The organism is Hungatella sp. L36 (assembly GCF_014288035.1).
Window position 1 is genome coordinate 288,602 of record NZ_JACOPC010000003.1, and the last position, 14,966, is coordinate 303,567.

Sequence of the window (14,966 nt, forward strand, 5' to 3'; positions counted from 1 at the left end):
AATTGGCTAGATTAAAAGAAACATATCAGAGCGAAATCGTAGAAGCTATGATTAAGAAATTCGGTTATAAGAACATCATGGAAGTGCCGAAGTTAGATAAGATCGTCATCAACATGGGTGTTGGCGAAGCAAAGGAAAATGCCAAGGTTTTAGACTCTGCAGTCAGAGACTTAGAAATCATCTCCGGACAGAAGGCAGTCTTAACAAAGGCAAAGAAATCTATTGCTAACTTCAAACTCAGAGAAGGCATGCCAATCGGCTGTAAGGTTACATTACGCGGTGAGAGAATGTATGAGTTTGCAGATCGTCTGATCAATCTTGCATTACCTCGTGTACGTGACTTCAGGGGTGTTAATCCTAACGCTTTTGACGGCAGAGGAAACTATGCCCTTGGTATCAAGGAACAGCTTATTTTCCCTGAAATTGAGTACGATAAAGTTGACAAGGTCAGAGGTATGGACATCATTTTCGTTACTACCGCTAAGACCGATGAAGAAGCCCGTGAACTTTTGACATTATTCAATATGCCATTTGCAAAATAACAGGAGGAATATTCCATGGCAAAGACTTCAATGAAGATTAAACAGCAGAGACCTGCAAAATTCTCCAGCAGAGAATACAACCGTTGCAGAATCTGTGGACGTCCACATGCTTATTTAAGAAAATACGGTATCTGCAGAATCTGCTTCCGTGAATTAGCATACAAGGGTCAGATCCCAGGCGTTAAGAAAGCAAGCTGGTAAAATAAGGAAGGAGGCAATTCAAAATGACAATGAGCGATCCAATCGCAGATATGCTTACAAGAATTCGTAATGCAAATACTGCCAAACACGATACAGTAGATGTACCTTCATCCAAGATGAAATTAGCTATTGCTGATATCCTTGTAAAAGAGGGCTACATTAAGAAATATGATCTCGTAGAAGACGGTGCATTCCAGACAATCAGAATCACCTTAAAATACGGCAAAGACAAGAACGAAAAAATCATCACAGGTATCAAGAGAATCTCCAAGCCTGGTTTACGTGTATACGCAAACAAGGAAGAGTTACCGAAGGTTCTGGGTGGTTTAGGAATAGCTATCATCTCCACAAACCAGGGCGTTGTAACCGATAAGGCAGCACGCGAACTCGGCGTAGGCGGAGAAGTGCTGGCATTTGTTTGGTAATTTAAGAACTACTGAAAACAGAAGAGGCGCAGACGCTTTTTCCGAAAATTTAAGGAGGTACACGGCATGTCACGTATAGGAAGAATGCCTATCGCGATTCCGGCAGGCGTTACTGTCACAATCGCAGAAAATAATAAAGTGACTGTAAAAGGTCCAAAGGGAACTCTGGAAAGAGTATTACCGGCTGAGATGTCCATCAAAGAAGAAGATGGCCAGATCATCGTTACAAGACCCAGTGATTTAAAGAAGATGAAATCTTTACACGGTCTGACAAGAACACTGATCAACAACATGATCGTTGGCGTAACCGCTGGTTACGAGAAGAAACTGGAAATCAATGGTGTAGGTTACAGAGCTCAGAAGCAGGGTAAGAAGCTTGTTCTTTCCCTCGGTTATTCTCATCCGGTTGAGATGGAAGATCCGGAAGGTCTGGAGTCCACAATGGAAGGCCAGAACGTCATCATTGTAAAAGGTATCGATAAAGAAAAAGTAGGCCAGTACGCTGCTGAAATCAGAGACAAGAGAAGACCTGAGCCGTATAAGGGCAAAGGTATCAAATATGCTGATGAAGTTATCAGACGTAAAGTTGGTAAGACTGGTAAGAAATAATTTAAGGAGAGTGTAAAAATGGTTAGCAAACAGTCAAGAAGCGAAGTTCGCGTGAAGAAGCACACCAGATTACGTAATCGTTTTGCAGGCACTGCAGAAAGACCGCGTTTAGCTGTGTTCAGAAGTAATAATCATATGTATGCTCAAATTATTGACGATACAGTTGGTAAAACTTTAGTCTCAGCTTCTACAGTTGATAAGGAAGTAAAGGCTGAATTAGAGAAAACTAACAACGTTGATGCTGCAGCATATGTAGGTACAGTAGTTGCCAAGAAGGCTCTCGAAAAGGGAATCAAGGAAGTTGTATTTGACAGAGGCGGCTTCATATATCAGGGCAAGATTCAGGCATTAGCAGACGCAGCCAGAGAAGCTGGTCTGGAATTCTAGTAGAGAGGAGAATAGGGCGTTGAAACATACAATTATTGATGCAAGTCAGTTAGAATTAAACGACAAAGTAGTTGCTATCAAGCGAGTATCGAAAACCGTAAAAGGCGGACGTACTATGAGATTCTCTGCTTTAGTAGTCGTAGGCGATGGCAATGGCCACGTAGGTGCAGGCCTTGGCAAAGCCGGCGAAGTTCCGGAAGCAATCCGTAAGGGTAAAGAGGCTGCAGTTAAGAATATGGTAACTGTTCCGATTGATGAGAACAGTAGCATTCCTCATGATTTAACCGGAAGATTCGGAAGCGCATCTGTACTTCTTAAGAAGGCTCCGGAAGGTACCGGTATCATCGCAGGCGGTCCTGCCCGTGCGGTAGTGGAGCTTGCGGGAATTAAGAATATCCGTACAAAATCTTTAGGATCCAACAACAAGACAAACGTAGTTTTGGCTACAATCGAAGGATTGACTCAGATAAAGACTCCTGAGGAAGTTGCAAAGCTTCGCGGCAAATCTGTAGAAGAGATTTTAGGCTAAGGAGGATAAGAAAATGGCAGATAAATTAAAAATCACATTGGTGAAATCCCCGATCGGCGCAGTTCCGAAACAGAAAGCTACCGTTGAAGCTTTAGGCTTAAAGAAGCTTCATAAGACAGTTGAGATGCCGGATAACGGTGCTGTAAGAGGCATGATCCAGAATGTAAGACATTTAGTAAAAGTTGAAGAAATTTAAGGAAAACAGTAAGGAGGTGCAAACGATGGAATTATCAAATTTACAGCCTGCATTAGGATCCAAACACAGCGATAGCTTCAGAAGAGGCCGTGGCCATGGTTCAGGAAACGGTAAGACTGCAGGTAAGGGCCATAAAGGACAGAAAGCTCGTTCTGGTGCTCCGAGACCAGGGTTTGAAGGCGGTCAGATGCCTTTATACAGACGTATTCCTAAGAGAGGCTTCACAAACAGAAATACCAAGACTATCATTGGAATCAATGTTAGTGCTTTAGAGCAGTTCGAAAACGATACTGTTGTTACAGTTGAGACTCTGTTGGAGAGCGGCATTGTTAAGAATCCGCGCGATGGTGTTAAGATCCTTGGAAACGGAGAATTAACCAAAAAGCTTACAGTAAAGGTAGATGCTTTCAGCGAAGGCGCTAAGACCAAAATCGAGGCTTTAGGTGGAACCTGCGAGGTGAACTAATATGTTAAAAACGCTCCGTAATGCATTCAAGATCAAGGACATCAGAAAGAAACTTCTGTATACGTTCGCGATGCTGGTGGTTATTAGAATTGGCTCACAGCTGCCGATTCCTGGAGTAGAAACAGCATTTTTCAAAGATTTTTTCGCTCAGCAGAATAACGATGCGTTCGGATTTTTTAACGCCATGACAGGTAGCTCCTTTACCAACATGTCCGTGTTCGCGCTGAGTATTACCCCGTATATCACTTCCTCCATTATCATGCAGCTTCTGACCATTGCGATTCCGAAGCTGGAAGAGATGCAGAGAGACGGTGAAGACGGCAGAAAAAAGATAGCAGAATACACCCGTTACGTAACAGTTGCTCTGGCTTTAATTGAATCCATTGCTATGGCAGTCGGATTCGGCGGCCAGGGACTGTTAAGCGAGTTCAACGCAATCAGCGTCATTATCGCCGTAGTCACTATGACTGCAGGTAGTGCGCTTCTGATGTGGATTGGTGAGCGTATCACTGAGAATGGTGTGGGAAATGGTATTTCCATCGTCCTGTTATTTAACATCATTTCCAGTTTGCCCTCTGACGCATCTACACTTTATACCAGATTCATGTCTGGCAAGTCGGTTGCAGTGTCAGCGGTAGCTGCCATCATCATCGTGGCCATCGTGATTGCAATCGTGGTATTTGTCGTTGTCCTTCAGGATGGCGAGAGAAGAATTCCAGTCCAGTATTCCAAAAAGATGCAGGGACGTAAGATGGTTGGCGGCCAGTCCTCCAACATCCCGTTAAAAGTAAATACAGCCGGTGTTATCCCGGTTATCTTTGCTTCCTCCATCATGTCATTCCCGGTAGTTATCGCCCAGTTCTTCGGCAGCCGGATTAACTATGACAGCATTGGCGGACATATCCTTCTGATGCTGAATTCTTCTAACTGGTTCAAGCCGGAGCGTCCGGTCTACTCGATCGGTATGCTGGTTTATATCGCCCTGATCATCGTGTTTGCTTACTTCTACACATCGATTACCTTTAATCCGTTGGAAGTAGCGAATAACATGAAGAAGTCAGGCGGCTTTATCCCGGGTATCCGCCCAGGCAAGCCAACCAGCGATTACCTTAATTCCATTTTGAACTACGTAGTATTTATCGGTGCATGTGGTCTGACGATTGTATGTATTATCCCGATTATGGTATCCGGCCTCTTCAATGTAAGCCGCCTGTCATTTGGTGGTACATCCTTAATCATCATTGTCAGCGTTGTCTTAGAGACAATCAAGGCAATCGAATCTCAGATGCTTGTACGTTATTATAAGGGATTTTTGAATGACTAATGGACAAATCCAAGAGGAACACATTATGGCGTGTTTCTCTTGGTCTTTGTGCTATATGAACATATTGCAGGGAGGGACTGCTGATGAAGATTATCATGTTAGGTGCCCCAGGTGCCGGTAAAGGTACCCAGGCAAAGAAGATTGCTGAGAAGTATCAGATTCCACACATTTCCACAGGCGATATTTTCCGTTTCAACATCAAAGAGGGAACCGAGCTTGGAATGAAGGCGAAGGCATTTATGGATCAGGGCGGCTTAGTACCGGATGAGCTGACGATCGGCATGCTGATGGACCGCATCCAGAAGGAAGACTGTCAGAATGGTTACGTATTAGACGGTTTCCCAAGGACGATTCCGCAGGCGGAGAGCCTTACGAGCGCTCTTAATGAGAGAGGACAGAAGATCGACTACGCTGTGAATGTGGATGTTCCGGATGAGAATATCGTGAATCGTATGTCAGGACGCCGCGCCTGCTTAAGCTGCGGTGCTACATATCATATTGTCTATAAACCCAGCAAAGTGGAAGGCATCTGTGATGTCTGCGGTGATAAGCTTGTCTTAAGAGATGACGATAAGCCGGAAACCGTTAAGAAGCGTCTGTCCGTGTATCATGATCAGACACAGCCTCTGATTGACTATTATAAAGAAGCCGGCGTACTGGCAAATGTTGACGGAACACAGGATATGGAAAAAGTGTTCTCCGATATTGTCGCTGTTCTGGGAGCGTAATGTATGTCAGTTACGATTAAATCTGCAAGAGAAATAGAACTTATGAGAGAGGCCGGGAAAATCCTCGCGAAGACCCACGAGGAGCTGGCGAAAGCCTTAAAGCCCGGTATGACAACCTGGGATATCGACCATTTGGGAGAAGAGATCATCAGAAGCTACGGCTGCATCCCTTCCTTTAAAAATTACAACGGCTATCCGGCTTCTATCTGTGTATCGGTGAACGACGAAGTGGTTCACGGAATTCCCAGCAGGAAGCATTTCATAGAGGAAGGCGACATTGTGAGCCTGGATGCCGGCGTGATCTACAAGGGATACCATTCCGATGCGGCAAGGACGTACGGGATCGGTGAAATCTCCCCCGAAGCAGGCAGACTCATCGAGGTGACAAAACAAAGTTTCTTTGAAGGGATTAAATTTGCAAAAGCTGGCAATCATCTGAATGATATATCTTCTGCGATCCAGGCCTATGCTGAAAGCTTTGGCTTTGGCGTGGTACGGGATCTGGTAGGACATGGAATCGGAAGTCATCTCCATGAAGACCCGGAGGTGCCCAATTTCGCCGGAAGGCGGCGCGGCCTAAAACTGAGGCCAGGCATGACACTCGCCATTGAACCGATGATTAATGCGGGAACGCCGGAAGTGGTATGGCTCGATGATGACTGGACGGTTGTAACAGAGGACGGAGCGTTATCAGCCCACTATGAGAATACGGTCCTGATTACAGAAGGCGAACCGGAGCTTCTAAGCCTGGTTTCGGAAGCCCATTAGGGAATTTGAGTGAGGACAGTATGGAGATCACGACAGGAACGATTGTAAAAAGCCTGGCCGGACACGATAAAGAAGAAGTTTTCTTCATATTAAGAGAAGAAGGCGAATATGTTTATCTGGTGGACGGAAAATACCGGACGCTCGACAAGCCGAAGAAGAAAAACAGAAAGCATGTGGAGACCGTTTCCTGCGAGATGGACGGTCCGGGTAAAAAGATCAGGGAAAACCAGAGAGTCACCGATGAAGAGATCGCTCGTTTCATCAAATGTATCAAAAGATTAAAGTAGTGAGTAAAGACACAGGTTGTCAGGAGGTAAGATTTTATGTCGAAAGCAGATGTTATTGAAATTGAAGGAACCGTTGTGGAAAAGCTTCCGAACGCCATGTTCCAGGTAGAACTGGAAAACGGCCATCAGGTGCTTGCGCACATCAGCGGAAAACTTCGTATGAACTATATTCGTATTTTACCGGGTGATAAGGTAACCATTGAGTTATCCCCTTACGATTTGTCCAAGGGAAGAATTATCTGGAGAGATAAATAAAAGTAAAAACAAGGAAAAAATGCTTGCATTCGTATATGGAAAGTGTTATAATGCTATAGCGACTTTGTTGAAATACCGGGTGTATTATGCCCAAACGGCAGCACTGGTTGGTTTTATATAAAACACATTGCGGGTATACCTGGATGTCCTCATTTTGGGGACGCATAACGGAAAGGAGAATTGCTGTGAAGGTTAGATCATCAGTCAAACCGATTTGCGAAAAATGCAAAATCATTAAGAGAAAAGGCAGTATCAGAGTAATCTGTGAAAATCCTAAGCATAAGCAGAGACAAGGTTAAAAATTATTAATGGAGGTGTACTACACAAATGGCTCGTATTTCAGGTGTTGATTTACCAAGAGAAAAACGTGTTGAGATCGGCTTAACTTATGTCTACGGTATCGGTAGAACAAGTGCAAACCGCATTCTTAAAGAAGCTGGCGTTAATCCTGACACTCGTGTTAAGGACTTAACCGATGACGAAGTAAAGAGAATATCAGTTGTAATTGCTGACAGTCAGACTGTTGAAGGTGATTTACGTAGAGAAATCGCTATGAACATCAAGAGACTTCAGGAAATTGGCTGCTATCGTGGAATTCGTCACAGAAAGAGCCTGCCGGTTCGTGGTCAGAAGACAAAGACCAATGCAAGAACTCGCAAGGGCCCGAGAAAGACCGTAGCAAACAAGAAGAAATAAGCATTAAACTTAATGAAACTAAAACAGTGAATCACGTTACATGTTTTAAAAACAGGAATAACAGGATTCAAGAAATGAAGAAAGTAGGTTAGTTTAAAATGGCTAAAAAAGTGTCCACTACTAAAAAAGTGACAAAAAAGCGCGTAAAGAAAAACGTTGAACGCGGACAAGCACATATCCAGTCATCTTTTAATAACACAATCGTGACGTTAACAGATACTCAGGGTAATGCCTTATCTTGGGCAAGTGCTGGTGGTCTGGGATTTAGAGGTTCAAGAAAATCTACTCCATATGCAGCTCAGATGGCGGCAGAAACTGCTACTAAAGCAGCTCTTGTACATGGTTTAAAATCAGTAGACGTTATGGTAAAGGGTCCTGGTTCAGGCCGTGAAGCAGCTATTCGTGCACTTCAGGCATGCGGTTTAGAAGTAACCAGTATCAAGGATGTTACTCCGGTTCCACATAACGGATGTCGTCCGCCAAAACGTAGAAGAGTCTAATTAGGAGGTAATTACAGTGGCAGTAGATAGAGTTCCTGTTCTTAAAAGATGTAGATCCCTTGGTCTTGATCCAATCTATTTAGGAATAGATAAAAAATCCAACAGAGAATTAAAAAGAGCAAACAGAAAGATGAGTGAGTACGGCCTGCAGTTAAGAGAAAAGCAGAAAGCCAAATTCATCTACGGCGTTCTTGAGAAACCGTTCCGTAACTATTACGCAAAGGCTTCCAGACAGAGTGGTATGGTCGGTGAAAACCTGATGATCCTTCTGGAAAGAAGACTTGACAACGTAGTATTCCGTATGGGCTTTGGAAGAACAAGAAGAGAGACCAGACAGATGGTTGACCATAAGAGCATCTTAGTAAACGGCAAGTGTGTAAACATTCCGTCTTACTTAGTTAAAGCTGGCGACGTAATCGAAGTAAAAGAGAAATGCAAAGGAAACGCCAGATTTAAAGATGTAGTAGAGACCACAGCAGGACGTTTAACTCCGGCCTGGGTTGATGTTGACCATGAGAATTTACGTGGTACTGTTAAAGAGTTACCAACAAGAGATGAGATTGATGTTCCAGTGAATGAAATGCTTATCGTCGAGTTGTACTCCAAATAATTGAAAGTCTGTTAAAGAGAAACAACAACTTTCGCCCGGAGTATGGGAAACTGTACTCCGGGCAAGGATTTGAGTATAAGACCCTCGATACAAATTACCCAAAAGGAGGGGCTATTAGTGTTCGATTTTGAAAAACCAAACATTGAGATTGCTGAAATCTCTGAGGACAAGAAATATGGCAAGTTTGTAGTTGAACCGCTTGAAAGAGGTTACGGTACGACTTTAGGCAATTCCTTGAGAAGAATCATGCTTTCTTCTTTACCGGGAGCCGCAGTCAGTCAGGTAAAAATCGACGGCGTTTTGCATGAATTCAGTTCTATCCCAGGCGTTAAAGAGGATGTGACTGAGATCATTATGAACATCAAAAGCTTAGCAATCAAAAATAACAGCGACACCAATGAAGCAAAGGTTGCATACATCGAGTTTGAAGGCGAAGGTGTGGTAACGGCTGCTGACATTCAGGCGGACCCGGATATTGAAATCATGAATCCGGACCAGGTGATCGCGACACTCAGCGGCGGCACAGACAGTAAGTTCTACATGGAGCTGACTATCACAAAGGGCCGTGGCTATGTAAGCGCAGACAAAAACAAGAGTGAAGATTTACCGATTGGCGTGATTGCCGTTGATTCCATCTATACACCAGTAGAGCGCGTCAACATGACGGTACAGAACACCCGAGTAGGTCAGGTTACCGATTTCGATAAGCTGACATTAGATGTATTTACAAACGGAACACTGGCACCAGACGAGGCAGTCAGCCTTGCTGCGAAGGTGTTAAGTGAACATTTAAATCTGTTCATCGACTTATCCGAGAATGCCAAGACTGCAGAAGTCATGGTAGAGAAAGAGGATAATGAGAAAGAGAAGGTTCTGGAGATGAATATCGACGAACTGGAACTTTCCGTACGTTCATACAACTGTTTAAAGAGAGCCGGAATCAATACCGTAGAAGAGCTGTGCAACAGAACTTCTGAGGATATGATGAAGGTTCGTAACTTAGGCCGCAAGTCTTTAGAAGAAGTGCTGGCAAAGTTAAAGGAGTTAGGCTTACAGCTTAACCCGAGTGATGACGCGAACAGCTAATTGCTCGTTACAGGAATTTATGGAGATTAAGCGCAGGATGCAGTAAGACCGAAGAAGCATGCGCCGGCGTTCCACAAATGGAGGGAAATAAGACATGGCAGGATATAGAAAGCTGGGAAGAACTTCCAGCCAGAGAAAAGCACTGATCAGAAGCCAGGTAACAGCATTATTACACAATGGCAAGATCGTTACAACAGAAGCGAGAGCAAAAGAAATCCGTAAAGTAGCAGAAGGACTGATTGCTCTGGCCGTAAAAGAGAAAGACAATTTCGAAACCGTTAAAGTAACCGCTAAGGTTGCCCGCAAGGACAAAGACGGCAAGAGAGTCAAAGAAGTGGTGAACGGCAAGAAAGTTACCGTATACGACGAAGTAGAAAAAGAAATCAAGAAGGATCTTCCTTCCAGACTTCACGCAAGAAGACAGATGTTAAAGGTACTGTACGATGTAACAGAAGTACCGCAGGCAGCTGCTGGAAAGAAGAAAAATACAAAGAGCGTAGATCTCCCGAAGAAATTATTTGAGGAAATCGCACCGAAGTATGTATCCCGAAATGGTGGATATACAAGAATCGTAAAAATTGGCCAGCGTAAAGGCGATGCAGCGATGGAAGTGGTGTTAGAGCTTGTCTAAGCACTGAGCAGTGTCAAAAAAAGTCAAGAGAAAATTTTCGTTGTGCTAGCACATAAGAAAATCTTCTCTTGACTTTTTTTGTAGGGCGAACGCCCCACACCGAACTGGAGCGCAGCGGAAGTGAGGTGTGCACTGCGGGGTACCGGCCGAGAACGACTAACGAATCTCCCAACGATGCGCAAGCGAGTCGTCCCAATCCTCCCCTCCTCCTCCCCCCACATTTTTCTCCCCCCAACATATTCCCCCATCCCCCCAAATGTGTTATGATACAGAAGAACGACAAAGAGCAATTGAAAAAAGAAAGAGGGCGGTTACAATGATAAAATACTACGAAGGCGACATATTCAACTCCAATGCGGACATCATCTGCCACCAGGTAAACTGCCAGGGGGCGTTTGGTCGTGGAATGGCGGGCCAGGTAAAGAAGTTATTTCCGGAGGTAGAAAAGTCCTATAAAATTCTGACAAAGCAGTGGACAGAAGAAGCGCGAGGTAAGACGTCGGCGCTGTTGGGGCGGGTATCGGCCCAGCCGGTAGAGAAAGACGGCCGCTGGTTCCTGATTGCGAACCTCTACGGCCAGGACGACTATGGAAAAGGCGGAGTCTACACTGATTACGAGGCTTTAGAAAAAGCCATGGAAGAGATCCGCGAGTTTCTGGCGGTACGCGGCAGAAACGAGACAGCCGCATTCCCGCAGGGAATCGGCTGCGGCTTTGCAGGCGGCGACTGGCAGATTGTAGAATCCATCATCAAGCGGGTATTTGAAGATTACCCAGGAGAAGTACAGATCTGGAAATACGACGGAAAATAAAAATATCGATACATACTCCCCATAAACCACCTAAACCACTATAAACCACCAAAACCACCATAAACCACCATATACCGGCCACAGAAGGCGTTTCCGCCACGCAGGCATACTTTATGCCTGCCCCGCATTCTCCCCGCCATACGGCCCGCTACAGCCGTTAAAACGCCCCTTCTGCCCGGCCTCTGGTAAAAAAATAACTTCCCTGTTCCCCACATCACCAACCGGGGAAATCTACAGCATCAGAAAGGATATTGGATGAAAAATAAATTTGTGATCGTGGATGGTTCTTCCATGCTGTCCACCTGTTACTACGCCGTGCTTCCGCGGGAAATCATGTTCGCCAAAACCGAAGAGGAAAAGCAGAAGCACTACGGAAAGATCCTGCACGCTGCGGACGGAACATACACCAATGCGATCTTCGGCATGCTGAAGACCGTTGCATCTCTCATCAGGAAACAGGAACCCGGATATATCGCCTTTGTGTTTGACAAGACGAGGGACACGTTCCGGCGGGAACTGTACGCGGAATATAAGGGGACGAGGGGGGCGACTCCCGAGCCTCTGAAGCAGCAGTTTGTCCTGATCGAGTCAATCCTTCAGGAAGCCGGATTCAAGGTGCTCTACAGCGACGATTACGAGGCTGACGATTATGCGGGGTCCCTGGTTATGAAGTTTCGCAGCCAGCTGCCTGTGGTGGTCATGACGAAGGACCACGATTACCTGCAGCTGGTCAATGACGAATACAACGTCAGGGCCTGGATGGTGCAGGCAAAGCAGGAGAAGGCAGACGAACTGTACGAAAAATACTACGGCCCTTACGGCCTGACGAAAAAAGACGTGAACCTTCCGGAGAAGACGTTTGAGTTTACCTCGGAGCATGTGTTTGCCGAGGAAGGCGTGTGGCCGGAGCAGATCACCGATTTAAAAGGAATTCAGGGTGACACCTCCGATAATATTCCGGGAGTAAAAGGTGTGAGCAGCGCGGTGCCGCCTCTCCTGGCTGAGTATGGTACCGTGGAGGCGATGTATGAGGCGATCCATGACGCAGAGACGGACAAAAAGCAGCTAAAGGAGCTCCAGGATTTTTGGAAGGAGAAGCTGGGGATCTCCAGAACTCCCTACAAAGCGCTGACGAAGACAGGGGAGGACGGCGAACTGTGCGGGGAAGCCGCGGCCGTGCTGTCGAAGCGTCTGGCTACCATTAAGACGGATATTCCGCTGGATCTGGAACTCGCTGATTTTTCCGTGGAACAGTACAAGGAGAAGGTTCTCCGCAAATGGTGTAAGAAACTGGATATCAAGGAAACCTCTGTATTCGGCTGAGCCATCTCAGCTCCAGCAAGAAATTCTGGTAAAAATTGCCATTCTTGCAAATTAATTACTCAATTTTTCCCAAACGCAAGAATAAAGAAAGAATATCGTAAGTTGACGGTGAATTACCTCAGGGGCTATAATAATAGTAGAAAAAGGAAAATGAGGATTGATTATAAAGAGTGGGAGGTATTTTTATGAAACGGTTTGGGAAACTATTGGCTTTGACCGCAATTGTGAGTGTGCTGGGCGTGAGTATACCATTTCAGTCATTTGCTGCGTCGAAGACGATATCATCGGTAACGATCTATGCGGGGCTTGAGGAATTGGAATCCGGAGAGAATCTTCCGGAGGAGACGGCCTTTGAACTTAAGGAAAATTCCAAGGGCAACTATGTATATACAAACAACAGCAGATACGAGGTCAGCAGCGTAGAGTGGATTACCTCTGAGTCGAAAGAGATGACGATCGGATATGAGCCTAAGATGAAAGTGGAGCTGCATGCCACCGATTCTGACGAGTATGCGTTTAAAGGCGGCTATCAGTCCAGCAACGTGACGGTGAAGGGCGGAACCTATGTGTCGGCCAGCCGTTCCGGCAGCGACACCTTATACGTGACATTCAAGTTCAAACCGATCAAGGGTACGTACAGCTCCCCGGATGATGCCTACTGGAAGGATTCCGGCTACGGCGGCGCCCGCTGGAATAAGGTTGACAACGCGTCTGACGCCTATGACGTCTATTTATACCGAGGAAGTACGGTTGTGAAGAAGGTTGAGGGGCTTAAGGCTACGTCCTATAACTTCTATCCTTACATGACGAAGGCCGGCACCTATTCCTTTAAGGTGCGCACGGTTCCATATACTGAGAGTGAGAAGAAGTACGGAAAGAAGAGCGACTGGACGGAATCCGACGAGGTTTATCTGCCGGAGGAGAAGGTGTCTGACGGTTCGGGACAGGAAAGCGGAACACCAGGAACCACCGGTCAGGTTGGCTGGATCAAGGACGGCAATAACTGGTATTTCAAGTATCCGGACGGAACTTACCAGAAGAACAACTGGGCCAAGATCAACGAGAAATGGTATTTATTTGATTCCAACGGTGCGATGCTCACCGGATGGCAGCAGAGAAATAATTTATGGTACTATATGAACGACCAGGGAGCTATGGTAACCGGCTGGGTCGTATCGAACAACAAGTGGTATTATTTAAATCCTTCCGCGACTACAGGTGTAGAAGGCGCGATGCTTACAGGCTGGATCGCCTACAACAATAAGTGGTACTGCACGGACGCCTCCGGCGCAATGCTTGAGGGCTGGCGCGAGGTAGACGGCAGCTGGTACTACTTCTATCCAGGTGAAGGCTCCAAGGCGGTGAATACCACCATCGATGGTTTCCCGGTTGACGGCAACGGCGTGTGGCATAAGTAAAATCATCAGGAAAGGAAGATGACACGAATGCGAGGAATAAAGGGAAAGGGCAGATGGCTGATACTTCTGGGAGCGGTGTTGACGCTCGGTACCGCCATGACGTCTATGGCGGCGAAAAGTGTTAAGATTCGATTTGATAATGATACGAGAAGTGAATGGACGGAAGATATCAAGGTACCGAAGGTCACGGTCAATTACGATGAAGTATCACCGGAGTGGAGCAAGACTCCTGAGGACTGGGTTCCTGGAAAGAAGGTGACTGCTACCTTCACAATCTCCGGGGACTATGTGAAGAGCAACTGCAGCGTGTACGGCGGCGAACTGGTCTCCGCCAAGGCATTGGACGGCGAGACGACCATCAAGGCCACCTACGTACCGGTTGCACAGCTCGGAGCACCGGAATCTGCCGGATGGAGCGATGCCGCGAAGACGAAGGCTTCCTGGAAAAAGGTTGCTCACGCTTCGAAGTATCAGCTTCGCCTTTACCGGGAAGATCAGTGGATCAAGACGCTGACCACCAGTTCCACCTCCATCGATTTACTGGAGTATTTACAGGATGGCTACAGCTATTACTATGAGGTAAGAGCTATTGCGAAGGACAGCTCCGAGGAGAAGTATCTAAAAGACGGTGAGTTTACCGTTTCCAATGATTCCGTGGTTCAGGAGCTGGGAGACACATCGGGCCGGTGGTCCAACACACAGACCGGCAAACGGTACCGTGATGAGAACGGAAATTATGCAGCGAACTGCTGGAAGATGATAAGCGGCAAGTGGTACTATTTCAATCAGGACAGCTACGCGCTGACCGGATGGCAGAATCTGAACAGCAAATGGTATTATATGAATGATAGCGCTGAGATGGTGACCGGATGGCAGCAGATCGGCGGTAAATGGTACTATTTCAATACGGGCGGCGACATGGCTACGGGCTGGCTTCAGGCAGAGCCTGGGAAATGGTATTACCTGTATGAAGACGGCAGCATGGCTGCGGACACAGTGGTCGACGGTACGTACCGGGTAGATGCGTCCGGACAGTGGGTGCCGTAAGGGATTCGTAATTCAGGAAAGACATGGTGAAAGGCGCCATGTCTTTCTTTTTTCCCTTCTGACGAAGAAGAATCGGACCGATTATGAAATCCGGCTTGACTGTTAAGCAAATTTCATCTAAAATTAT

At 46.1% G+C, this 14,966-nt stretch carries 23 protein-coding genes; all 23 read left to right on the plus strand.

Annotated features, from left to right (window positions below; all coding sequences use genetic code 11):
• Positions 1–2 precede the first annotated feature (2 nt).
• The 23 genes from rplE to H8S80_RS10275 all read left to right on the plus strand — a co-directional run bounded on the left by rplE (position 3) and on the right by H8S80_RS10275 (position 14,839).
• A complete protein-coding gene (gene rplE / locus H8S80_RS10165) occupies positions 3–542 on the plus strand; it encodes a 50S ribosomal protein L5 (protein WP_002604692.1) in 540 nt (179 codons plus the stop codon).
• 15 nt (positions 543–557) lie between these two features.
• Positions 558–743 carry a type Z 30S ribosomal protein S14 gene (locus H8S80_RS10170; RefSeq protein ID WP_002604691.1) on the plus strand — a complete coding sequence of 62 codons (186 nt, stop codon included), beginning with the start codon at positions 558–560 and terminating at the stop codon, positions 741–743.
• A 23-nt stretch (positions 744–766) separates the two neighbouring features.
• Complete coding sequence (rpsH, locus tag H8S80_RS10175; protein WP_002604690.1) at positions 767–1,168, plus strand: 30S ribosomal protein S8; 402 nt, start codon at positions 767–769, stop codon at positions 1,166–1,168.
• Between the two features lie 66 nt (positions 1,169–1,234).
• The gene (gene rplF, locus H8S80_RS10180) at positions 1,235–1,777 is read left to right on the plus strand and encodes a 50S ribosomal protein L6 (RefSeq protein ID WP_002604689.1); all 543 of its coding nucleotides are present in this window, start codon (positions 1,235–1,237) and stop codon (positions 1,775–1,777) included.
• A gap of 18 nt (positions 1,778–1,795) precedes the next feature.
• Positions 1,796–2,164, plus strand: coding sequence for a 50S ribosomal protein L18 (rplR, locus tag H8S80_RS10185; RefSeq protein ID WP_002604688.1), 369 nt, complete (start codon positions 1,796–1,798; stop codon positions 2,162–2,164).
• 19 nt (positions 2,165–2,183) lie between these two features.
• The gene (gene rpsE / locus H8S80_RS10190) at positions 2,184–2,693 is read left to right on the plus strand and encodes a 30S ribosomal protein S5 (RefSeq protein ID WP_002604687.1); all 510 of its coding nucleotides are present in this window, start codon (positions 2,184–2,186) and stop codon (positions 2,691–2,693) included.
• Between the two features lie 13 nt (positions 2,694–2,706).
• A complete protein-coding gene (gene rpmD / locus H8S80_RS10195; RefSeq protein WP_002604686.1) occupies positions 2,707–2,889 on the plus strand; it encodes a 50S ribosomal protein L30 in 183 nt (60 codons plus the stop codon).
• A 25-nt stretch (positions 2,890–2,914) separates the two neighbouring features.
• A complete protein-coding gene (gene rplO / locus H8S80_RS10200) occupies positions 2,915–3,355 on the plus strand; it encodes a 50S ribosomal protein L15 (RefSeq protein ID WP_002604685.1) in 441 nt (146 codons plus the stop codon).
• Position 3,356: 1 nt separating this feature from the next.
• Positions 3,357–4,679 carry a preprotein translocase subunit SecY gene (gene secY / locus H8S80_RS10205; RefSeq protein WP_117630720.1) on the plus strand — a complete coding sequence of 441 codons (1,323 nt, stop codon included), beginning with the start codon at positions 3,357–3,359 and terminating at the stop codon, positions 4,677–4,679.
• Positions 4,680–4,762: 83 nt separating this feature from the next.
• Positions 4,763–5,407 (plus strand): adenylate kinase, encoded by a 645-nt coding sequence (locus tag H8S80_RS10210; RefSeq protein WP_002604683.1) that lies wholly within the window; start codon positions 4,763–4,765, stop codon positions 5,405–5,407.
• A 3-nt stretch (positions 5,408–5,410) separates the two neighbouring features.
• Positions 5,411–6,175: a type I methionyl aminopeptidase gene (gene map / locus H8S80_RS10215; protein WP_002604682.1), complete on the plus strand. Its 765-nt coding sequence runs from the start codon at positions 5,411–5,413 to the stop codon at positions 6,173–6,175.
• A gap of 20 nt (positions 6,176–6,195) precedes the next feature.
• Entirely contained in the window at positions 6,196–6,462 is a 267-nt protein-coding gene (locus tag H8S80_RS10220) for a KOW domain-containing RNA-binding protein (protein WP_025530788.1), read from the plus strand.
• Between the two features lie 36 nt (positions 6,463–6,498).
• Positions 6,499–6,717: a translation initiation factor IF-1 gene (infA, locus tag H8S80_RS10225; protein ID WP_002604680.1), complete on the plus strand. Its 219-nt coding sequence runs from the start codon at positions 6,499–6,501 to the stop codon at positions 6,715–6,717.
• A gap of 185 nt (positions 6,718–6,902) precedes the next feature.
• Positions 6,903–7,016, plus strand: coding sequence for a 50S ribosomal protein L36 (gene rpmJ / locus H8S80_RS10230; protein ID WP_003497809.1), 114 nt, complete (start codon positions 6,903–6,905; stop codon positions 7,014–7,016).
• Positions 7,017–7,044: 28 nt separating this feature from the next.
• Entirely contained in the window at positions 7,045–7,413 is a 369-nt protein-coding gene (rpsM, locus tag H8S80_RS10235; protein ID WP_002604679.1) for a 30S ribosomal protein S13, read from the plus strand.
• Between the two features lie 98 nt (positions 7,414–7,511).
• Positions 7,512–7,913 (plus strand): 30S ribosomal protein S11, encoded by a 402-nt coding sequence (gene rpsK, locus H8S80_RS10240; RefSeq protein WP_006771855.1) that lies wholly within the window; start codon positions 7,512–7,514, stop codon positions 7,911–7,913.
• 16 nt (positions 7,914–7,929) lie between these two features.
• Positions 7,930–8,523 carry a 30S ribosomal protein S4 gene (gene rpsD / locus H8S80_RS10245; RefSeq protein WP_025530789.1) on the plus strand — a complete coding sequence of 198 codons (594 nt, stop codon included), beginning with the start codon at positions 7,930–7,932 and terminating at the stop codon, positions 8,521–8,523.
• 117 nt (positions 8,524–8,640) lie between these two features.
• On the plus strand, positions 8,641–9,609 hold the full coding sequence (locus H8S80_RS10250) for a DNA-directed RNA polymerase subunit alpha (protein ID WP_002604677.1): 969 nt from the start codon (positions 8,641–8,643) through the stop codon (positions 9,607–9,609).
• A gap of 94 nt (positions 9,610–9,703) precedes the next feature.
• Complete coding sequence (locus tag H8S80_RS10255; RefSeq protein ID WP_002604676.1) at positions 9,704–10,240, plus strand: bL17 family ribosomal protein; 537 nt, start codon at positions 9,704–9,706, stop codon at positions 10,238–10,240.
• Positions 10,241–10,556: 316 nt separating this feature from the next.
• Positions 10,557–11,051 carry a macro domain-containing protein gene (locus H8S80_RS10260; protein WP_117630721.1) on the plus strand — a complete coding sequence of 165 codons (495 nt, stop codon included), beginning with the start codon at positions 10,557–10,559 and terminating at the stop codon, positions 11,049–11,051.
• Between the two features lie 255 nt (positions 11,052–11,306).
• The gene (locus H8S80_RS10265; protein ID WP_002604674.1) at positions 11,307–12,374 is read left to right on the plus strand and encodes a 5'-3' exonuclease; all 1,068 of its coding nucleotides are present in this window, start codon (positions 11,307–11,309) and stop codon (positions 12,372–12,374) included.
• Positions 12,375–12,559: 185 nt separating this feature from the next.
• Positions 12,560–13,792: a cell wall-binding repeat-containing protein gene (locus H8S80_RS10270; RefSeq protein ID WP_002604673.1), complete on the plus strand. Its 1,233-nt coding sequence runs from the start codon at positions 12,560–12,562 to the stop codon at positions 13,790–13,792.
• 27 nt (positions 13,793–13,819) lie between these two features.
• The gene (locus H8S80_RS10275; RefSeq protein ID WP_181987875.1) at positions 13,820–14,839 is read left to right on the plus strand and encodes an N-acetylmuramoyl-L-alanine amidase family protein; all 1,020 of its coding nucleotides are present in this window, start codon (positions 13,820–13,822) and stop codon (positions 14,837–14,839) included.
• The last annotated feature ends 127 nt before the right edge of the window (positions 14,840–14,966 follow it).